Origin of the sequence: Novipirellula methanifontis (assembly GCF_052161655.1) — a bacterium.
GTDB lineage: Bacteria > Planctomycetota > Planctomycetia > Pirellulales > Pirellulaceae > Novipirellula.
In genome coordinates this window covers 4,930,083-4,947,917 of the sequence record NZ_CP197418.1, presented here as the reverse complement: position 1 = coordinate 4,947,917, position 17,835 = coordinate 4,930,083, and the positions used below count along the sequence as shown (strand labels likewise).

General features: G+C 53.6%; 19 protein-coding genes. 9 read left to right on the top strand and 10 right to left on the bottom strand.

The features are described from left to right. Window positions 1-18: 18 nt before the first annotated feature. Window positions 19-615 carry a hypothetical protein gene (locus tag SH528x_RS18015; protein ID WP_442511857.1) on the bottom strand — a complete coding sequence of 199 codons (597 nt, stop codon included), beginning with the start codon at window positions 613-615 and terminating at the stop codon, window positions 19-21. Window positions 616-821: 206 nt separating this feature from the next. Between SH528x_RS18015 and SH528x_RS18010 the strand changes: the two genes are divergently transcribed. Further along, window positions 822-1,682, top strand: coding sequence for a toxin-antitoxin system YwqK family antitoxin (locus SH528x_RS18010; protein WP_442511856.1), 861 nt, complete (start codon window positions 822-824; stop codon window positions 1,680-1,682). Between the two features lie 852 nt (window positions 1,683-2,534). On the opposite strand, the gene SH528x_RS18005 is transcribed toward SH528x_RS18010, so the two are convergent. The 3 genes from SH528x_RS18005 to SH528x_RS17995 form a co-directional block, all read right to left on the bottom strand. Then, the gene (locus SH528x_RS18005; RefSeq protein WP_442511855.1) at window positions 2,535-3,080 is read right to left on the bottom strand and encodes a hypothetical protein; all 546 of its coding nucleotides are present in this window, start codon (window positions 3,078-3,080) and stop codon (window positions 2,535-2,537) included. A gap of 352 nt (window positions 3,081-3,432) precedes the next feature. Next, on the bottom strand, window positions 3,433-4,374 hold the full coding sequence (locus SH528x_RS18000) for a hypothetical protein (protein WP_442511854.1): 942 nt from the start codon (window positions 4,372-4,374) through the stop codon (window positions 3,433-3,435). A 261-nt stretch (window positions 4,375-4,635) separates the two neighbouring features. Continuing rightward, window positions 4,636-4,974: a hypothetical protein gene (locus SH528x_RS17995; RefSeq protein WP_442511853.1), complete on the bottom strand. Its 339-nt coding sequence runs from the start codon at window positions 4,972-4,974 to the stop codon at window positions 4,636-4,638. Between SH528x_RS17995 and SH528x_RS17990 the strand changes: the two genes are divergently transcribed. Beyond that, the gene (locus tag SH528x_RS17990; RefSeq protein ID WP_442511852.1) at window positions 4,975-6,429 is read left to right on the top strand and encodes a family 16 glycosylhydrolase; all 1,455 of its coding nucleotides are present in this window, start codon (window positions 4,975-4,977) and stop codon (window positions 6,427-6,429) included. Between the two features lie 85 nt (window positions 6,430-6,514). Here SH528x_RS17990 and SH528x_RS17985 read toward each other — a convergent pair whose 3' ends face one another. Beyond that, a complete protein-coding gene (locus SH528x_RS17985) occupies window positions 6,515-6,862 on the bottom strand; it encodes a low molecular weight protein tyrosine phosphatase family protein (protein WP_442511851.1) in 348 nt (115 codons plus the stop codon). Window positions 6,863-7,295: 433 nt separating this feature from the next. On the opposite strand from SH528x_RS17985, the gene SH528x_RS17980 reads away from it, so the two are divergent. Then, window positions 7,296-7,832 carry an FKBP-type peptidyl-prolyl cis-trans isomerase gene (locus SH528x_RS17980; protein WP_442511850.1) on the top strand — a complete coding sequence of 179 codons (537 nt, stop codon included), beginning with the start codon at window positions 7,296-7,298 and terminating at the stop codon, window positions 7,830-7,832. Between the two features lie 154 nt (window positions 7,833-7,986). On the opposite strand, the gene SH528x_RS17975 is transcribed toward SH528x_RS17980, so the two are convergent. From SH528x_RS17975 to SH528x_RS17960, 4 genes are all read right to left on the bottom strand, one after another. Beyond that, window positions 7,987-8,310: a PspC domain-containing protein gene (locus SH528x_RS17975; protein ID WP_442511849.1), complete on the bottom strand. Its 324-nt coding sequence runs from the start codon at window positions 8,308-8,310 to the stop codon at window positions 7,987-7,989. A gap of 732 nt (window positions 8,311-9,042) precedes the next feature. After that, window positions 9,043-10,026 carry an acrylyl-CoA reductase (NADPH) gene (acuI, locus tag SH528x_RS17970; RefSeq protein ID WP_442511848.1) on the bottom strand — a complete coding sequence of 328 codons (984 nt, stop codon included), beginning with the start codon at window positions 10,024-10,026 and terminating at the stop codon, window positions 9,043-9,045. A 1,105-nt stretch (window positions 10,027-11,131) separates the two neighbouring features. Continuing rightward, window positions 11,132-11,617, bottom strand: coding sequence for a hypothetical protein (locus SH528x_RS17965; protein ID WP_442511847.1), 486 nt, complete (start codon window positions 11,615-11,617; stop codon window positions 11,132-11,134). Window positions 11,618-11,867: 250 nt separating this feature from the next. Beyond that, complete coding sequence (locus SH528x_RS17960; protein WP_442511846.1) at window positions 11,868-12,371, bottom strand: hypothetical protein; 504 nt, start codon at window positions 12,369-12,371, stop codon at window positions 11,868-11,870. Window positions 12,372-13,304: 933 nt separating this feature from the next. On the opposite strand from SH528x_RS17960, the gene SH528x_RS17955 reads away from it, so the two are divergent. From SH528x_RS17955 to SH528x_RS17940, 4 genes are all read left to right on the top strand, one after another. After that, entirely contained in the window at window positions 13,305-14,027 is a 723-nt protein-coding gene (locus SH528x_RS17955; protein WP_442511845.1) for a site-specific integrase, read from the top strand. Then, the gene (locus SH528x_RS17950) at window positions 14,003-14,227 is read left to right on the top strand and encodes a tyrosine-type recombinase/integrase (protein ID WP_442511844.1); all 225 of its coding nucleotides are present in this window, start codon (window positions 14,003-14,005) and stop codon (window positions 14,225-14,227) included. The genes SH528x_RS17955 and SH528x_RS17950 overlap by 25 nt, the downstream gene beginning before the upstream one ends. 19 nt (window positions 14,228-14,246) lie before the next feature. Continuing rightward, window positions 14,247-15,377 carry an IS91 family transposase gene (locus tag SH528x_RS17945; protein WP_442511843.1) on the top strand — a complete coding sequence of 377 codons (1,131 nt, stop codon included), beginning with the start codon at window positions 14,247-14,249 and terminating at the stop codon, window positions 15,375-15,377. A gap of 122 nt (window positions 15,378-15,499) precedes the next feature. Further along, window positions 15,500-15,625 (top strand): hypothetical protein, encoded by a 126-nt coding sequence (locus SH528x_RS17940; protein WP_442511842.1) that lies wholly within the window; start codon window positions 15,500-15,502, stop codon window positions 15,623-15,625. Between the two features lie 90 nt (window positions 15,626-15,715). Here the strand turns inward: SH528x_RS17940 and SH528x_RS17935 are convergent, their stop codons facing one another. Continuing rightward, complete coding sequence (locus SH528x_RS17935) at window positions 15,716-16,171, bottom strand: macro domain-containing protein (protein ID WP_442511841.1); 456 nt, start codon at window positions 16,169-16,171, stop codon at window positions 15,716-15,718. 98 nt (window positions 16,172-16,269) lie between these two features. Between SH528x_RS17935 and SH528x_RS17930 the strand changes: the two genes are divergently transcribed. Together SH528x_RS17930 and SH528x_RS17925 are read left to right on the top strand one after the other, a co-directional pair. Then, entirely contained in the window at window positions 16,270-16,911 is a 642-nt protein-coding gene (locus SH528x_RS17930; RefSeq protein ID WP_442511840.1) for a zinc ribbon domain-containing protein, read from the top strand. Continuing rightward, entirely contained in the window at window positions 16,908-17,321 is a 414-nt protein-coding gene (locus SH528x_RS17925) for a hypothetical protein (protein WP_442511839.1), read from the top strand. The genes SH528x_RS17930 and SH528x_RS17925 overlap by 4 nt, the downstream gene beginning before the upstream one ends. Window positions 17,322-17,835 lie beyond the last annotated feature (514 nt).

The following is a 17,835-nucleotide window of genomic DNA, read 5'->3' as shown; positions in this document are numbered from 1 at the left end:
CCAGCGGTTTGTTAGGCTTCATTGTCCTTTCTGTTCTTTTGCAAGCTTGCGATTCCCTTTGGGATGAGACCTGTGAAAGTGGTCGAACGCAGACACAAACCACCATCTGCCGGTGGCGCTGCGAAAGCATGCCTCAGTGTTCCAGATGACCAACCGACCTTCGCGACACGGCTTTTGCTCCTCGCGAAGCTTACTCCGGTATTCGTCTGTAAAGTCGATGAGGCACTCGATCTCCGGCACGTCGACGCCCTGAGACCAAACCTGAAAGCCAAACGTATTCAACGATTTGTGAGCGAGAAAGCCGCGAACATACTCGCGTGCTTGCTCTTCGGTCTCCCAGGTCTCTTGGTTGAAATAACGGATCCGGACAGTCTTGATCGTTCCCTCGGTTATCTCGTGTAATTGGATCGGAGATTTGTCGAGTAGCCCTTTTTCCTGCGCGGTTAACTTGGCTTGGAATTCTTTCAACTCCACGCCCTTCAAATTTGATTCTGCATCCATTTGGGCCGAGGCTTCCCGTGGCAATCCCGTCTCCGGTCGATTGTCAAAAACAAACTTTGGTTCTTCACCATAGGCAGCGGAGATCAGAAACAGAGCAAGTAGAATGGCTTTCATGAGTTTTTCCTCAAGCCTAACGATTGCCGTCACCGTGACGGCGAGTTGACTTTCCATTTATAAACGCCCGAAGCCGTCCTCCGGTGGACGGCATGGTTCGCCACTCCCATTCGGAAGTTCAGTAAGCGATGCATGTCATCTTAGCGTGAATTGGTGTCATTGATATAATCGACTCGGTTGGTTCAAGCTCTCTACTAGGTTCGGCGATGCAATCGATTCTTAAAAAGTTTGTTCTTTGCGGTGTGCTGCTGCTCGCAACGAGTGGAACCGCGCAGGAAACAATCCAGCGCAGCAACTCCAAACCTGCGGCTGCAATTGGAAGCAAGGATAATCCGGTTCGCTGCGATGCCCCGGACGGAGAGCACTGGTACCTGTCGCGACTGCGAGACTTAGACGGAAAACGCGTTGGAGCGAGCCGGGTGGGCAGCACCGGTGCCGCCGCTGATGGCCACATCATGGATATGTACCAGGTCAAGGGCAAAGACATCACGATCTTCATGGACATGTATCACTCTCAATACGTTGAGACCGGTGCTGTTCCCGGTTTTCGATTAGTCCACGAGTTCTGTGACGGGTTTGAATACATTGATACGAAGATTCACAAGTTCGGCGAATCGACACCCTTCACCGGGGAGATGATTCATGAGGATGACGACGGCGCGGTGCTGGTCCGAGCAAAAGTCAAAGCAGGATTTGTCGATGGCGTTCTCACTCGATATGGAGAGAAACAACGCGTGGTCCAGACGATTCCGTACGTCGATGGAAAGCGACACGGTAAGAGCGAGTACTTTTTTGACTCGGGGCAGTGCTGGGCGGAGTATCCGTTTAAAAACGGACAATTATCCGGCACGCTCGTCGTGAACTACGAGAGCGGCAAGGTCGAGCATCGCGAAAGCTTCGTCGACGGAGTTGCCCACGGCGCATATGAATCGTTTTACGAAAGTGGCAAGCCCAAAGCTCGCGGCTCGAAGAAACAAGGCATATGGGAGGGCAAGTACACCGAATGGGACGAAGAAGGAAGCGTCACCCGCGAATTAGACCTCGTCGATGGACGTCCGCGTGAATAACGCTCACAGCGATTGAACTCTGCCGCGTAAGCATGCGTTGATTACCGATCATGAGTCACTCATGGATTCCTTGATCCGCGAACGGCCCGCGATGACGGAGTCGGGGCAATGTGGTTTCCATCTCAAAACGCCTCACCCGCGACGTCGGGCGCGTAGAACGGTGTCGCTCGGATGTTAGGATGCGCTTTATGTTCGCGGTTAGCCACAGACTTCCTATTGTGGTGTCACAATATTTGATCCCTGCCCAATGGGTCACAGTTCAATGGTTCACCGAACCTTTTCAGAACCGGACTGGCGCCGTTAACGCATCCGGCTCCAAGCCGACACTTCGCACCTAGCATCACTTCGCACTCTTTACCGTAATCAAGTCCACACCACGAGCATTGAGATTCGCGGGCCAACTATTGCTTATAGAAAGTTGCCTGCGAATCACGCGAATGAACGCCAATTTTGGTCACACTAACGTGATGCTGATTGCCGGCGTGTGCTTGCATCCCTGCTCGGCCGTCACCCCCAGGAAAAGATTGGGTAGGAAAATGGAGGTAGGAAGATGATGCACAGGACACTCCGTCTTTTCAATCTTTTTGTCGCAACAATCTTTCTGTCTTGCATTCATAATTGCCTGGCACGCGCGAACACAACCTATCAACCTGTACCGGCTTCCCCGCCAAGCACTCCTCACTCCTCACTCCTCACTCCTCACTCCTCACTCCTCACTCCTCACTCCTCACTCCTCACTCCTCACTCCTCACTCCTCACTCCTCACTCCTCACTCCTCACTCCTCACTCCTCACTCCTCACTCCTCACTCCCCTAAACCCGCTCATCAATCAGACCTTCTCAGTCCGCAAGTTCACGGCTTTGCTATCTGGCGTTCACGCACAAGGACGGACACAGGAATTTCGGTACCGTCATCGCATACGATATCCGCAAACGTGATCGCGTCGCCAACTTGTTTCAACGCTGGCACTTTCTTGGACTTGGGCTGATTCGTGCGTAGACGGACGACGCCATTTGGAACGGGATCGCGATCTGACATGGCAATGTTGGTTATGCCCCCAACAGTACCACCACCGTTACCTGTTGTCGTAAATTCGAAAACGATACCTTTGCCAAGCTTTTCATCACCCAACGGCAGTTTATCAGTTGCACTGAACTTTGCGTCGAATTTGCCATTGAGTGGGGACGACCATTCAAGCTGTTTTGTTCGCTTTGTTCTTCCTAAACGCAGAACGAGTTCATGATCGGAGGTCGCCTCTCCGGACAACGCGATCGTTTGTTTTTCGATCTTGGCGACGACGATCTTAGTTTCACGTGGCGTATCAGTCTCTTCAAGTGCCAGCACAGTAGTTGCAATCAGGGCGATCGAGGCAATTGAGACAAAAGAAAGCGTTTGCATGGCAGGTTCCGAGGTTGGAATGTTTGTTGTAGGTGGTTAACAATCGGACGTCGGTCATTAAATCCGACGTTAGTGATGGACGCCGATCTATCGTTGACGAAGTTTTCGAGACCGGCTTCTGGCTCAACTAGCGTCAGGTCTGTGCCATCGGAAAGACCTATGGTTTTCATTTCGTGTTACTGGCCGCTTGGCCCCGTGCGGCCGTGTAGAACGGTTTCCTATCCGACGAACGGCCAGCGTAACCGGCGGCGATGTTACGCGTTGACGTCAGATTCCGCCGGATCCGAAGCTCCGGTTCACGTAATTGTCACCTTGCCTTTCCAATCAAGCGAATACCCGCGTTCAGCAATGATTAATCACTATACGCTTCCAGTAGTTTATCCATTTCTTCAATCCACTTCCGCATGCGATCCCAGCGTTTATTACCTTGTTCAGTTGAATAGACGTCGTCAACCAAAACCTTTCTGTTCCGGTAGCAAACAAAGCAAGTCTGCACTACGCCAAAATTTTCACTAAGTGCGATTTCGACACCCTCTTTTGCAAGTGCCTTTTCCAACTCTCTTGCAAAATCGGTCATAATCTTGCAATACTCTGCGAGTTTCGCTTTGGATTCGGGAGTGTCTTTGTAATAAAGCTTCAAAGCTGCATCGCGCCGTGCTTTACCATTGTTGTAAGTGAATGGATCAAGAAGTTTGGACTTGTTCGCAATCGGCATGCTTTGAGCCAGTTGAGCGAACAGTTCTGGTTCGTATTCAGCATTGATGCATTCCGAATCGTCATCGACTTGCATTCTGGATCGCTCGACAAGCTTGTCAGCGATCTTCTTCTCTTTTTGGGTCAGCTTCTTGGGAAAACAAAAGGTGTGATCCGATGCAACGAGATATCCATCGTCGAATTCTGCGATTTTCAGCAGAAAGTCATAAAACGAGATCGCATGGACTCTCGAATCGCGATCATGACAAAACTGAACCACCGTTCCAGCCAAGCCGGGCTCAAGAATTACGCAAATCGGATCGGACGCTTCTCCACTCGCCTCAAAAAAGGGAATAAGCGGTATCTCTGTTCGAAGTCCTTTGATGTGCTCAGCAATCTCTATTGCTTCTTCGAGACCGTAGAAACGACATTCCAACTCTGGAATCTCACCGCCATCGGTAAGAGAATAAAAAGCCGCCACATCCGCTGGAATCCGGCCAGCAAAACAGCCCCAGAACTCTTTCAGCGCAGCCGAGTCCCACGGTTCCACGGTCTGCAGCCACAAGTCTGGGATTAACGCCTCGATCTTTTTTGTCGTCATCTTCTTACCGTTTCACTGCGGGGAAGTAGCTTTGATTTTCCGAGTTTCCTAGATGAACAGCGACAGAACTATCTTTTTAACCTCCGGTTAGTCGGGTGATCCAAGTGAATTGGAACTGTCATCACCGGGTGAGTCAAGCGATTCGGGCTATATCAATCCGAAGCATGCGGGACAGAATGATGATCTCGGTTTTGAAATCGAAGGGAAACGCGTCATCCTGCGTCTCATACTCTCTGAGAATGATCGAGTTGGATTCGCTCACTAACGGATCTCTCTGCGGAGTAGTGCAGGGACGTACTCACTCTTCGCCACCGCAATCGCCATCTCGACGCCGCCATAAAATGCTCGCACCTCAAGCATAAAATCCTCTTCGGGTTCGGTTCGAGATGACAGTGAAGGCTCGAAGCGAACCGTCAATGCAGACGCCGGCAGACCGATCGACATCACGAATACCTTGCGAGACGTGCGCATGAGGTATGATATTCTTTCAGGATCACTGTCATAGAATCGTCGCACCGCCAAAGTAAGTGGCAAATCTCGCATACCTGATTCACGGTCGCCGCCCTGCATCTCCGCCAACCACGTCAATCGAACCATCATATGAACAACCTATCGCCTGTATGTTGGCTGCTGCTTATCGGCATGGCAGTTTATTCCATGAACCCATTGATGGCCCAGTCCGACTACGACCGAACTCCAAAACTATTGCCGCATACCGATCCCGAGAACCTCGGCCAGTGGCAGCTACAGCCGGAATTTAGTGACGAGTTCAACGACGGTTCGATCGGAAAACAATGGCACATCCAGGGCCGCGACGACGGCCAAGGGGCGTACTATAACAACAACCGAGGTCGCAATTCGCAGTTCATCCCCGCCGCGATAACAGAAAGCAAGGGACGATTGCAGATCAAATCGAGCTGGGCTCCTGACTTTGAATTCGCGAAGGGTTACGGTAACCCTCCGATAACCACTGGCGCGTTAATCAGCAAACAATTTCTTCACTACGGATACATGGAGATTCGCTGCCGGGTGGGCAAGAGTCCCATGTCGGCAGCCTTCTGGGCAGTCGGCACCGACAACCGTGGCGAACTCGATGTGTTCGAACACGTCGGCCAGAGCTGGGATGTCACGAAGGACAACGCAGACATCACGCAAACGATGCAGATGTCGATTCACAATTGGGACCGAGCGATCAATGAGAATCTGAGTAATCGAAGGCATTGGACTCAGAAACACACGCTCGGCTTTGACGTGACCGACACGATGCATGTCTATGCCGCAGACTGGACCGAAAACGACATCCGCTTTTACGTTGACGGCAATTTGATTCGGACGTTGACCAAATCAGAAGCCAATCGGGTCATGTTCAACGGTCTCGGCGGTTGGGTGATTGATAAGCCCCAGAGAGTTTGGATCGACTGCGAGTTGTTTGACTGGGAGGGGCGAATCAGCGAACTTCGCCCGGAGATGTTTGGCGATGAAGCGGTTTTTGAGGTTGACTACGTCCGCATTTGGAAACGAGGTGTCGATAGCCATAATATCGAAACCCAAAACCTTCCAAACTTGGTTTCCAACAGCGATTTCGCTACAGATCTGAGCGGTTGGAAAACAGAGGGCGCTGTCGCGGTGCAAGACGTATCGAAGTGGAAGTACTGGAAAGACAACAACGAATCCGCCGACCCGAATGCGATGCAGATCGGAGCAGGAGGGACCGGCGCGGCATCGCAAGAAATCACAGTCAAACCGAACACGCATTACCTATTAACGGCTCATCTTCGCACGCCGGCGACGTCTGGAACGCTCGAACCGTCCAATTTGCGGACAAAGCCGCTGGTCTTCCACGAGGGATGGATGGGTGTGGAAGACTATGGAGGAGGAAGATTGATCCGCAAGGTCTTTCACAACTGGTTTCAGTCCTACAGCATCAAATTCACGACAGGCGAAAACGATACCACCGCGACCATTTTCTTTAACAACACAGAGACCCAACGAGGTGGACTGTTTCACGTCGACACCGTCAGCGTCGTGGAGTTGAAAGACCTAAGAAAAGATTGAAACTGACCGTGCACTTGAGCATTCGGATGTTCATTCAACCGTTCTATTTAAACTTAGCGACAGTGCGGCATGAAAGATCTCTTTGTTATTGCGTTAATTGGTCAATCACCGGTTCCGCAGCCGACTTGATCAATTCCAACAATTCGTCGTCCATGAATCGGTAGTCGTCGGGGATGTCCAACACATGCACCGACTTGAACTTCGATTCGTCAGGAAAGTCGGCCAGGATTCGCTGACGATGTTTGTCTTCCATCACCAGAATCGCGTCCGCCCACGCGACGTCGCTTGCCCGAATCGTTTGCACCGCGGCCTTTGCCGTTCCTCGCGAACGAACCGAAATCCGATCGTCACTTCGATAGATCGCTTCGGCCGTCGGGCTTCGCCATTGGTTTTTGCTGCAGACGAACAAAATGTTTGGACGCGTCCGCATCATTCGGCCCAGTCCAGCACGAATGATTCTTGGTTTTCATTCTCGGGCGTTTTCCAACTGCCGCGCTCTTTGTCAGCTTGCCGCGAACGCGTGAGCTCCGAAAGAACGCTGCCACGACTGACGTGATCATGTCGCAAAAGCCAACAGCAAATCGTGTAGGTGAACTCGCCAGAGTGGTCCAATGCTCGAATCCTTTGCGGTGGGGGTAGAATCTTTGCTCCAGAATACAAAAATAGCCGAGATCACACATGACGTGACGGTGTGAAAGCAAATCTTGGCGAATTACGGACTTTCAAGAAATGCCTGTATTCGCTAACCTCCCCCCAATGATGAATGGAGGCCCCACGAAGAATGGAGGCCCCAGCGAGAAAAGGAGGCAAGGTTCGCTTCCGATGGGCATTTTGGATTGATGCGAGACTGGAGCGTTGGAACGACAATGAAGAATTGGTTGCCATGGTGTCTATTGAGCGTCGTTATCATGGTTCCGGGGTGTCGCTCCACCGCGAAACCCAGCCCGAACCTTTCTTCAGAGCTGGCAACTTCGGATACCGCAAAAGCGAGATGGAAACCAACCTCGTTTGTCGACAGTCCTGAACTTCAAACCGGTACGGGTCCAATGGATGCGGATGCCGCACTCGAGTTCTCAGCGACCGATTCCGGGCTGAAGTATCGGATTCTACGAAAGTCCGACGGCGTGAAACCGACGGCCGACGACACGGTGACCGTCAACTATCGTGGCTGGCTCAATGGTGGAAAAGTGTTTGACAGCTCCTACGAGCGAGGTGAACCAACAACCTTTCCCTTGCAAAATGTCATTGCCGGTTGGACGGAAGGACTGCAACTCGTTGGCGAGGGCGGAATGATCGAACTGTGGGTGCCTTCAAAGCTCGGCTACGGCGAACGCGGTTCCCCAGGCTCCATTCCTCCTCACTCGCACCTGCATTTCATCGTCGAACTCGTGAATGTCGACTAGTGCAGCGTTGCAGCTAAGAATGAGGGTTGGTGGTAGCGGAAATCGTCAAAACTTTCGTTGTGTTTACCCGCCGATCCGAAACTCTCGCGCGAGGTCCGCTACCCTTAACGCCGACGTTGTGCCCGTTGGCGAGCATTGATCTCTTGCGTTCGTTTTAGTCAGCTTGCTTGGAGGCGTCTTCGTTAGCCACCTCGACAGGTAGAAAGATCCACAACATAAGGTAGCTGACAAAGCCGACTCCCGCTGCAAATAGTAACATCACAAATACGAAACGCCAGAGCCACACAGGAATGGTCGTGTGCTTGCCCAGTCCGACACATACATGGCCGAGATGTCCACCTGCGCGGGGCCTCGCCACATTGCGGACCCCACTTATCGAGCTAGCGGCGTCACCATTGTGGTACGTGCCGTGTAAGATGAGGCCAAGCAATATTGCTAAACCCAAGACGTAAGCGATTGCAAACAATTCATGCTCCATATTTCAGCGTCGCTTAGTCCGAGAAACGTTCGAGGTCACCCGGCACGAACGGAAAAGCGACCATTAGGGAATAGGTTTTTGAGTGCGCGGGGCGAGTAGAGCGGTGTCTCTCGGATGTTAGGATACGCTTTGTGTTCACGGTTTACCACAGATTTCTCCTTGGGGTGTCACAATATTTGATCCGTCTCCAATGGATCACAGTTCAATAGATCACAGTCCAATCGTCAGTCGCAACGCGACGAAAGGCGAAAGCCCCGGACGTGAGTCCGGGGAACAGTGCAAACACCCAGGCGTACAGTCGCGAAGCGACGGCAGGAGAGACCGAAGCATCAGTACCGATGATGCGAAGAGTCGGAAATAGAGAAGGTAGGAAAATGGAGGCAGGAAGATGATGCACGCGACATTCCCGACTTTTCATTTTTCTGTCGCAACAATCTTCCTGTCTTACCTCCGTTATTGCTTGGCACGTGCGAACACAACGAATCCGTCTGTACCGGGGCGCCGGCGAGCGAAACCGCCTCCACTCGTTCGGCTTTACCCGAGCGTCTACGGTACGATGCGGTCATCCGAATCCCAAAACAGTCATTTGCCTCTGTTGCCTTTTCGGCTTCGCGGGCATACTCCCAACTCCCAACTCCCAACTCCCAACTCCCAACTCTGATCCCACCGCTAGCAGTTACTCAGGCGATCCTTCACACCCGCTAGTCTTCAGGATCTTGCCGACTCCTTCAATCAGCGGTTCACGTCCACGACTACGCGGCCTCTTACCTCCCCGTTGAGCATCTTCAGCGCGAGGGGCATCAGCTCGGTCAGGCCGACTTCCGTGCTGATTGTGGCAAGCTTTGAAACATCGAGATCGAGGCTTAAGCGTCGCCATGCTTCGAGCCGCTTAAGTCGGGGGCACATTACGCTGTCAATGCCAACCAACGTTACGCCACGCAAAATGAACGGTGCTACGGTCGCGGGAAATTCCATTCCGCCAGCCAGCCCACAGGCCGCGACGACGCCCCCGTATCGGGTCGTCGCGCAAACGTTGGCCAGCGTGTGATTGCCTACCACATCGATTGCTCCCGCCCAGCGTTCTGCTTGCAGCGGCTTGCCGGGCGACGCAAACATCGTGCGATCCAGTATTTCCGCCGCGCCCAAACTTTTGATGTAGTCTGCTTCCTCCGGCCGACCGCTGACTGCGACGACGGTAAAACCAAGCTTGCTCAGAACCGCCGTCGCCACACTACCTACGCCGCCCGCCGCACCGGTCACGAGAATATCCCCGTGCTCCGGCTTTACTCCATGCCGTTCAAGAGCCAGCACGCAAAGCATTGCAGTGTAGCCTGCGGTGCCAATGGCCATCGCCTGCTGCGGCGTGAACCGACCTCGCAAAGGCACCAGCCAGTTCCCGTTCAGGCGTGCCTTCTGGGCGAGGCCGCTCCAATGCGTTTCTCCGACCCCCCAGCCATTGAGAATCACCGCATCGCCCACCTCGTAATCGGAGTGCGTCGTATGCTCCACGGTGCCAATCAGATCGACGCCGGGCACCATCGGAAATCTGCGCACCACCGGCCCTTTGCCTGTGATAGCCAGTGCGTCTTTGTAGTTGAGCGTCGAATGGCTCACCCGCACGGTCACATCGCCATCGGGCAATTGCCCCTCGTCAAGCTCCGTCAGTGAGCTACGGTAGCCTGCTTCGTCCTTCTCAATCAAAATACCTTTGAACATAACTTTTATGCTTCGTTGTTAACGCTGGATGAGCCGTTCGCATGATGTCGCCGAACGGTAGGATCCACGGGGTCGGGCCGTGGGAAATTTGATCGATCAAAACGCGCGACGCCCGACTCCAGTGCAATCCCTTTGTTACCCGCTATTGTTTTGTGCCGTAGGATTCCACGCTATCGGTTGAACCGTCGCTCGTCAACAACAATGCCGTCGCGTACTAGGCCGACTACAACGTGATGTGGGAATCGGGGAGTCAATGTCCAGAGCGTGTCGCTAGGAATACGCTGTGCGTTGAAGTCAAGCCACGCAGTTCCGTTTTTGGAGAGCAGTTTCCGCTCATCATCGGACAAGAGCAGTTCGTCTAGGCGTTCGTCGACTGGGGCAATGTCAATGCGCCAGAGATGATCATCCGTTCGATGCACAGCAGTCTGGCAGGAATTGCAGCGTCCACGTTCAATGCGCATGTGCGAATGCGGTGGTGTAATTTTGACTAATATCGTTGACATGGGCGTTATGAAACCGCCACCGTTGGGGCATCGGTTCGAATCGTATTTGCGTCGCATTAATGCGTAGAGCTGGATGTATATCAGTCGGGTAACGTTGGGGATAAGCGAGTCGGGACGGAAGTCGATGTGGTGGCCAAATTGCTAAAACTGCCGACTTCGTTACAACCCATGGTTCCCCGGTTTACTGTATTGGGATGTCGCTAACCACGTCGGTTGACGTTGGTCCGATCATAGCGAGCGCAACGACCGCCGGCAAATCCGTTTGTAGCGGCAAAAACAAAGAAGAAATTTGTTAGCAAAATGATGTGGGGCAAAATGATAAATCAGCGAGCACCAATCATTCTGCCACCTAATCATTCTGCCATTCGCTCTCAACCGCAAGGCCTTTGCGACAGAGCTTTGACGCTCGCCTTAACAAAGAACGCTGGAAAACTAGCGCCGGTTCCATCACGCATGAAGGCCCTTTGAATCGCCAACACGATTGCCATCAAGTCATCATCGCTAGTCGGGCAACGGCACCAATCACCCGCCGGCGACGAGAGATTGTCCATTTGAAAACGCCCGACTTCGCCGCTCGGGTGCATTGGACGGCTCCCCGCTCATCAATACGTGTAAATTGTTGCATCGTCAAAGCCGCCGTCAATTGTTGCAGAAGCCTCGACGTGGTAGTCGGAGAGTCGGTGGTCGGAGCCACCCCAGTCATGACCGCCGCCGTTGAAATCGATGCGAAGATGATCAGAGTCATCGTTTGGGCGAATGGTAATCATGTAAGGGCAGGTCAACGAATCACGTATCTGCTTTGCGGTTATCGTCAACGGTGGGTCCTCTTGGCTCAGCAAAGTGTTGAATTGCGACAACCAATCAGTAGCAACAAAATTACGAAACTTCTTGAACCACGATTCGTGCGTCATCCAGATGCGATTAGCTGTCGGCGTGAGGCTTGCGAGCCGTTCGTCGGACCGTTTCTGCTGCGTGTCGAAGGTGAAGCCAACCTTGTGACCGTTGAAAATACGATCCGCGACAAACGTCTCGAAGTGTTCGTCCCACTGGATGCCGTCAAATTTCGTGTTGGCTTTTGAACCGCCCATATATTCCTCAGTCGCAGAACTATCTTTTTAACCCCGGGTCAGTCGGGTGATATAAGCAAATTCGATCTTATATCACTGGGTGAGTCAAGCGATTTGGGTTTTATCACTTGGGAGAGAGTGACTCGAGTGATATAGGGTCTTATCACTCGAAAGCATGCTGGCGAGATTGAAGATCTCGGTCTTGAACTCTCGGGTCGCGTTTGCCATCGGTACTCTCGCTCGCCCATTTCTGTTAACTAGGGCGAGGATGTTAACCGAGAGAGTCTGAGAGATTTCGCTGTTGGGTTCGGGAGGGCGTTGCGGAAAGCTGCTTTCCGGTTAGGTAGAGAACGCCCAAATCTTCGCCGCCGAATTCTGGCTGAAGTTCGGAAAGCTTGGATGGAACCGAACCCTTCGCGGGCTGCCATCGATTGAGAAGAAGGGTCTGTCGATCGCGCCAGTACCCCCCGCCGTACCACGTGCCCATGTTCGGCCCCTCAACGACTGTCCGAAGATAGGGCAGGCGGCAGACGCCGTTCCATGTATCACCCGATGCTCCCATCGCGAGATAGATCATCCATTGTCCATCGAACGAGATGTCGCACCGTTCTGGATACAGCTTGCCGTGGAACCACGAGCCCTGTTCAAGTGTGTCGGATCGTGTATTCCACCGAATTACGTGGAAGCACTTTGATGGTTTTCGGCGGATGACGAGCACGTAGGGCGCCGCCTTCGCAGGGAGAAGGTGAATACGTGCTGGATCAGCCGGTGTCATGATGAGGATTTCGAGGCAGAACGTTCGCAATCACCCGGCCGCGACGAGAGATTTGCCATGGTAAAAACGCCCGACTTCGCGGCTCGGGTGCATTGCTTAGTGCGTCGGCATTTGCAGCGGCCAACGAGCGACCGTCAGCAAACACACTATGCAGTCAGGGGCTGTCCAGTGAGTTTCAAAATCCAGAATAACAGAATCGCCGTTGGTGAGACCCCAAATGCCGCAACTCCCCAAGTGATACAACGCGACCGCGACCATCCCGTCCGATAAAGAAGGGCGATCGCAACTGTAGCCGCGGGCAAAACTGAGATCAGCATAAGAACGGCCCATTGCCAGCCGGACGGAACTGATGTCCCGGCGCGAGGAGCAATTGACTGCGCATACGCCAACGAAGTTGCGTACCCTGCAATTACGATCAACGACAGGACTCCCATGACATAAAGTGTGAAGCTCGCTATATGCTGCCACCACGGCGCCTGGCTATCCGCCCGGACGAGGAGCCCGGCCGCGAATAGTAATCCGAAAGCAACCACGAAAAGCCCTAACCCCAAGAGTCCGATGATGACAAATTGCATAAGCGCAGCCGCGAGCGCCGTACAGAAAAAGCCTGAGGCAAGTAGCGCGCCCGCAGCACTCATGTAACGTACCGGTCGCCGATACAAATCCGAAGCCTCGGACCATTCGGGAGGTTGGTATGGGTCGGGTCGCATATTCTCTTTCGGTCCGACGAAATGACTGGCATAACCGGGCCGCCGCGGTTGATGCTCCACTTGAAAACGCGTTGTCGGCGGCTCCGCGTTCATGCCTTTGTTCAAGTAAGCCGCTATCGCGGCGGGTGTGGCTGTTTTTTTTTTCGATCGTTAGTTTAGCCGATTCTCACGGCGCTGGCATGTTTTCTTGTTGTTTATTTTTCTCTCTCAACAAGGATCTACCATGGTCAACTACGATCGCCTCCCTGCCGCCTCTCGCTATTTCGACGGCAAGCTCTACCAGGACATGAACGACGACCTGCAACTAGCAGGCATGAGCAAACGCACTGTGCACGGCTATCTCCGAGCCGTCCGGCAACTCGCCGACTACTGTGAAAAACGTCCCGACCGAGTCAGCGAAGCTGAACTCCGGCGATACTTCCTCTACCTCAAAAACGAAAAGCAATTCGCTTACGGATCGATCCGTGTTGCATTCTCTGGCATCAAGTTCTTCTACTCGCGAACGTGCAAGCGGAATTGGCAGACGCTCGCCACGATGAAGCTGCAGCGGGCAAAAACGATGCCTGAAGTACTCACCATCGAGCAGGTGCACCGCATCGTCAACGCTTGCCGAGTCGAGCGGATCGCTCTGTTCTTTTGGACCACCTACTCGATGGGGTTACGGCTAGAGGAAGCTCGAAACTTGCAAGTCGGTGACATTGATTCTCAGCGGATGATGGTCCATATCCATCGCGGCAAGGGGGCCAAAGATCGCTACGTGCCCCTGCCAACTTCGACTCTCCATTGGCTCCGGCAACACTGGGTGACGCATCGACATCCCCGGTTCCTGTTTCCCGCGGAAGGTCGAAATCACCAACAATCCTCCACGTCCGACACGCCCATCCAAACATCAACCGTCCAAAAAGCGATGTCCAAAAAGCGATGTCCAAAATCGCCGTCGACTTGAAGTTCGCCAAACGTGTCAGTATCCACACTCTCCGACATTCTTATGCCACGCATCTACTCGAAGCGGGCGTGTCACTGAAGGTCATTCAGCAGTACCTCGGCCATAGCAGCCTGCAGACCACGTTGATCTACCTGCACCTGACCGACACCGCAGAGGCCAACGCCAGAGAAATGATCGAACAGATCTTCCGTCGCTCCTAAAGCTTCATCCTAGGCTGCGATGCCCTCGGTTGCCGATGCACTGCGCAAGCACGCCCCGGCGATTTGGCAGACCCTTTCGATCGTTCAGCAAAAAATTCTCTCGTCCATCATCCGCTGTCGTACGGGTGCACTCGGCGGAGTCCATTACCAGTGCAGCGGTTGTCGCCGCGAGCACTGGGTGGGACGCTCCTGCGGCAATCGGCATTGCCCCAACTGTGGTCACGAGAAAACTCAAGCCTGGATCGAAAAACAGTCCGCTAAATTGATGCCGGTCCATCACTTCCTGGTCACCTTCACGGTGCCTCGGGAGATCGGTTTGGTGCTGCGCGAGTGCCAACGCGAAGGCTATCGCTGTTTGTTTGACGCCAGCAGCCAGAGCATCCGCGATGTGGCTGCCGCGACCAAGAGCCTCAAAGGTTGTCAACTCGGGTTCTTCGGGGTGCTGCACACTTGGGGGCGAGATCCAGCAGTTTATCATCCTCACATTCACTACGTTGTTCCCGGCGGCGGAGTGAAGTTGGATGATCATGGCCAGGCCGAGTCATGGCAGAGCACGCCGAAGAACTTTCTGTTTCATCACGACACACTGGTGCGAGTCTACAAGGCGAAGCTGGCTGATGAGCTTCGAGCGTGTGGGCTATACGATACCGTTTCAATGTCAGCTTGGAACAAGAAATTCGTCGTCGATATCCAAGCGGTCGGTCACGCGATCCCCACACTCAAGTACCTGGCTCCTTACGTGCACCGGGTCGCCTTGAGCGACAAGCGAATCGTGGCGGTGGATGAGTCGTCGGTGACCTACACGGTGCGTCCATCGAAATCCGTTCGAACCATGACACAAAAAGTCGAAGGGGAATCGTTTGTGCGAGGCTTCGTCCAGCATGTTCTGCCATCGGGTTTTCAAAAGATCCGGCACTATGGCTGGATGAGTCCGAACTCGAAGATCAAACTCGATCAGGTGCGTTGGTTGGTGTGGCTGTTTTTAGGTTGGACGTTCTGGCTGGCCAGCGGACATGCGCCGCAGGAGAAGCCGCTGACACAACCGCTGCGTTGCTCGGACTGCGGTTGCCAGTTGCGAGTGGTCAAGGTGACATGCGAAACGATCGAGTGCTCTGATACCCGATCACTAGCCTACTTCGACAGCGGATAATGAAACCGACGAACCCACACCAAAGACATCATTCGCAAACGTTTCCGGGGTGGCGTAGGCTCGAGGTGCGCGCCGATCCGATCGAGGTCGCATTAAAAGTCATCAATAGTTCATTCTCAGCCATGCCAGATCCCACCAAAATGGTCCCGACGTACCTGCGCCGAACCGTTCCGCTTGATCGAACCGAACAACTGGGTGAACAACTGGGTAGCGATGACGATCCAGTGGTCGAAGCAAAACCCAAGTAGTCGATCGAGACACCGCCCTCGCTTCCACGAGCTTCTTGAACAAAGCCCTTGAACATCGGCTCGTACCTCGCGATGTCAAAGGCTTACTGGTTATCCCGCGTACTCAACCAGCGTGTGATCCTCACCAGCCAGTTCTTCATTAATGATCTGAGAAATCAGACCCCAGTCGCCTTTGGCGAGACCGGCGCCAATCCTCGGATATCCAATTCGTTTGCCAGTGAATTGCGATTTCACAGTGGTCATCACCGACCGAATAGCGTCGTAGTCTGCGCGAACGGCTGAGCCGCGGCAATGGAATTGAGTGTAGGCGTTCACGACTGTGATTTGGTGGTCATCTCGTTCGACAGTCGCGAACGAGATTGTACCCAATTTGTTTCTGTCGGCTTTGTCTGTCAAGCAATCGGCGTCATATGCTTCGGGAAACACTGATTTGATTGCTTTGGCTATCCCGGCACCCATCGCGCATTGACAATTGCAGCCATGAATGATGACATCGAATGTGCCATCCAGCGCAAGCGTCAGCAGATCACCGTGAATTGTCTTCATGGCGGATGTGGATCAGCAGTGTCCCAGACACGCTCAAATTCGGACTTGGTAATCTCAGTCAGCGGATAGTCTGGATCATTCGGATCGATTTCGGGTGCATGATGACGCATGCATCGAGTGGCGCACGAACGAAGTCCAAACGCTATCGCTACTACGTTTGCAGCAAGGCAACTAAACGAGGCCGCAAGACCTGCCCGCGTCCATCATTGCCCGCCGAAGAAGTCGAACGATTCATCGTCGCTCAACTTCAGTCGCTGACGATTGACGAAAAAATATTGAACGCGATATGCAACCGTGTCCGCCGATCCATCGATGAACGTCGCAGCGAATTCATAAAAGAGCAAACAGCACTCGCGACTGCGATACACCGGACCGAGCGGTCCATCGACTCGCTCTCTGTACCCACATCCGACGCTGCCCGCGAAACTATTCGACTTGATTCCTTGGCGTCGCTCAATGAGCAACATCACCGCGACCGTATGCGTCTTTGCAATCTGCACGAGCAGCTTGCCACGATCAACTCCGCCACACCCGATCGCGTTTCGATCCTCAGGGCAATCGACGACCTTGAAACTCTGTGGGACCACATGACCCTCAGCGAGCGAAGTCGATTGATGTCACTTCTAATCGAACGCATCGACCACGACCCTACCGACAGCAACCTGTCCATTACCCTCAGCCCCACGGGGCTCGAATCCCTCGACTCCATCACCCCGACCTCGGAAACGCAAACACAATGACGCACATTCAAGCCAAGTTCCAAACCACCTCCGCCGCACGCGGCCAACACCGCGTCACGTCGCCCACCGCGGCCAAACGCCCGCCCACGCCACGTCTGCCCCACGTCGCGAAACTGATGGCCCTCGCCATTCGTCTCGACCACTTGCTTGCAACCGGCCAAGTCAAAGACCAAGCGGAGATCGCCCGCACCGCCGGCATCACCCGCGCCCGAGTGACGCAAATACTGAATCTGCTCCAGCTCGCGCCGGACATTCAGGAAGCGGTTCTTCACCTCCCACCCGTTACCAATGGCGACATAGTTACCACCGAACGCGATCTGCGAACCGTCCTGCAGTCACCGAACTGGAGTAAGCAGCGACAGATTTGGAGTAAGATCGGCGGCGAAACCCCACGCAGCGTGACGTCGTAAATGCTCTCGCATATTAGCGACTGCCTGAATTTTGCGAGTTGTGCACGTCGCCTCGGTGTGTCCAATCTTCGTCACCAAATGGCGACACCGATTACGCCGCCTGCAACACTCAATACTGGGCCTTTGGCCAGCAGTTACCCAGGCGGTCCTTCGCATCCGCTCGTCAATCAGACCTTGCCAGTCCGCACGTTCACGGTTTGGTTATCCGCGGTTTTGAATCGATGTCGAAACGACGCGGCGGCGTATAGCCAAATCACAAAAAAAGCTAGCCAACCAAGGGCGAGGCTTGGGTTGTCCGCCAATTCTTGCAAGTCAACGTGTCCCTCGAACATGCGGTACAGGCCAACGAAGGTTAGCAACACCAACGGAGCTAGGGCGAAATCAACGCAACTTCGCAATCTAGTGGAACCGAACCATTCGGACCAAAGGCAGAACAATGAAAGCGAAAGAAACAGCAGAATCAACACGTGACTATCGTGGATGTGAACCGTGGTGTTACTGCGGAAGTAGTTTC

Excerpts from the sequence above, each read along its gene's own strand:
- SH528x_RS18015 (WP_442511857.1), bottom strand. The coding sequence starts at position 615 with ATGAAAGCCATTCTACTTGCTCTGTTTCTGATCTCCGCTGCCTATGGT.
- SH528x_RS18010 (WP_442511856.1), top strand. The coding sequence starts at position 822 with ATGCAATCGATTCTTAAAAAGTTTGTTCTTTGCGGTGTGCTGCTGCTC.
- SH528x_RS18005 (WP_442511855.1), bottom strand. The coding sequence starts at position 3,080 with ATGCAAACGCTTTCTTTTGTCTCAATTGCCTCGATCGCCCTGATTGCA.
- SH528x_RS18000 (WP_442511854.1), bottom strand. The coding sequence starts at position 4,374 with ATGACGACAAAAAAGATCGAGGCGTTAATCCCAGACTTGTGGCTGCAG.
- SH528x_RS17995 (WP_442511853.1), bottom strand. The coding sequence starts at position 4,974 with ATGATGGTTCGATTGACGTGGTTGGCGGAGATGCAGGGCGGCGACCGT.
- SH528x_RS17990 (WP_442511852.1), top strand. The coding sequence starts at position 4,975 with ATGAACAACCTATCGCCTGTATGTTGGCTGCTGCTTATCGGCATGGCA.
- SH528x_RS17985 (WP_442511851.1), bottom strand. The coding sequence starts at position 6,862 with ATGATGCGGACGCGTCCAAACATTTTGTTCGTCTGCAGCAAAAACCAA.
- SH528x_RS17980 (WP_442511850.1), top strand. The coding sequence starts at position 7,296 with ATGAAGAATTGGTTGCCATGGTGTCTATTGAGCGTCGTTATCATGGTT.
- SH528x_RS17975 (WP_442511849.1), bottom strand. The coding sequence starts at position 8,310 with ATGGAGCATGAATTGTTTGCAATCGCTTACGTCTTGGGTTTAGCAATA.
- acuI (WP_442511848.1), bottom strand. The coding sequence starts at position 10,026 with ATGTTCAAAGGTATTTTGATTGAGAAGGACGAAGCAGGCTACCGTAGC.
- SH528x_RS17965 (WP_442511847.1), bottom strand. The coding sequence starts at position 11,617 with ATGGGCGGTTCAAAAGCCAACACGAAATTTGACGGCATCCAGTGGGAC.
- SH528x_RS17960 (WP_442511846.1), bottom strand. The coding sequence starts at position 12,371 with ATGACACCGGCTGATCCAGCACGTATTCACCTTCTCCCTGCGAAGGCG.
- SH528x_RS17955 (WP_442511845.1), top strand. The coding sequence starts at position 13,305 with ATGGTCAACTACGATCGCCTCCCTGCCGCCTCTCGCTATTTCGACGGC.
- SH528x_RS17950 (WP_442511844.1), top strand. The coding sequence starts at position 14,003 with ATGTCCAAAATCGCCGTCGACTTGAAGTTCGCCAAACGTGTCAGTATC.
- SH528x_RS17945 (WP_442511843.1), top strand. The coding sequence starts at position 14,247 with ATGCCCTCGGTTGCCGATGCACTGCGCAAGCACGCCCCGGCGATTTGG.
- SH528x_RS17940 (WP_442511842.1), top strand. The coding sequence starts at position 15,500 with ATGCCAGATCCCACCAAAATGGTCCCGACGTACCTGCGCCGAACCGTT.
- SH528x_RS17935 (WP_442511841.1), bottom strand. The coding sequence starts at position 16,171 with ATGAAGACAATTCACGGTGATCTGCTGACGCTTGCGCTGGATGGCACA.
- SH528x_RS17930 (WP_442511840.1), top strand. The coding sequence starts at position 16,270 with ATGATGACGCATGCATCGAGTGGCGCACGAACGAAGTCCAAACGCTAT.
- SH528x_RS17925 (WP_442511839.1), top strand. The coding sequence starts at position 16,908 with ATGACGCACATTCAAGCCAAGTTCCAAACCACCTCCGCCGCACGCGGC.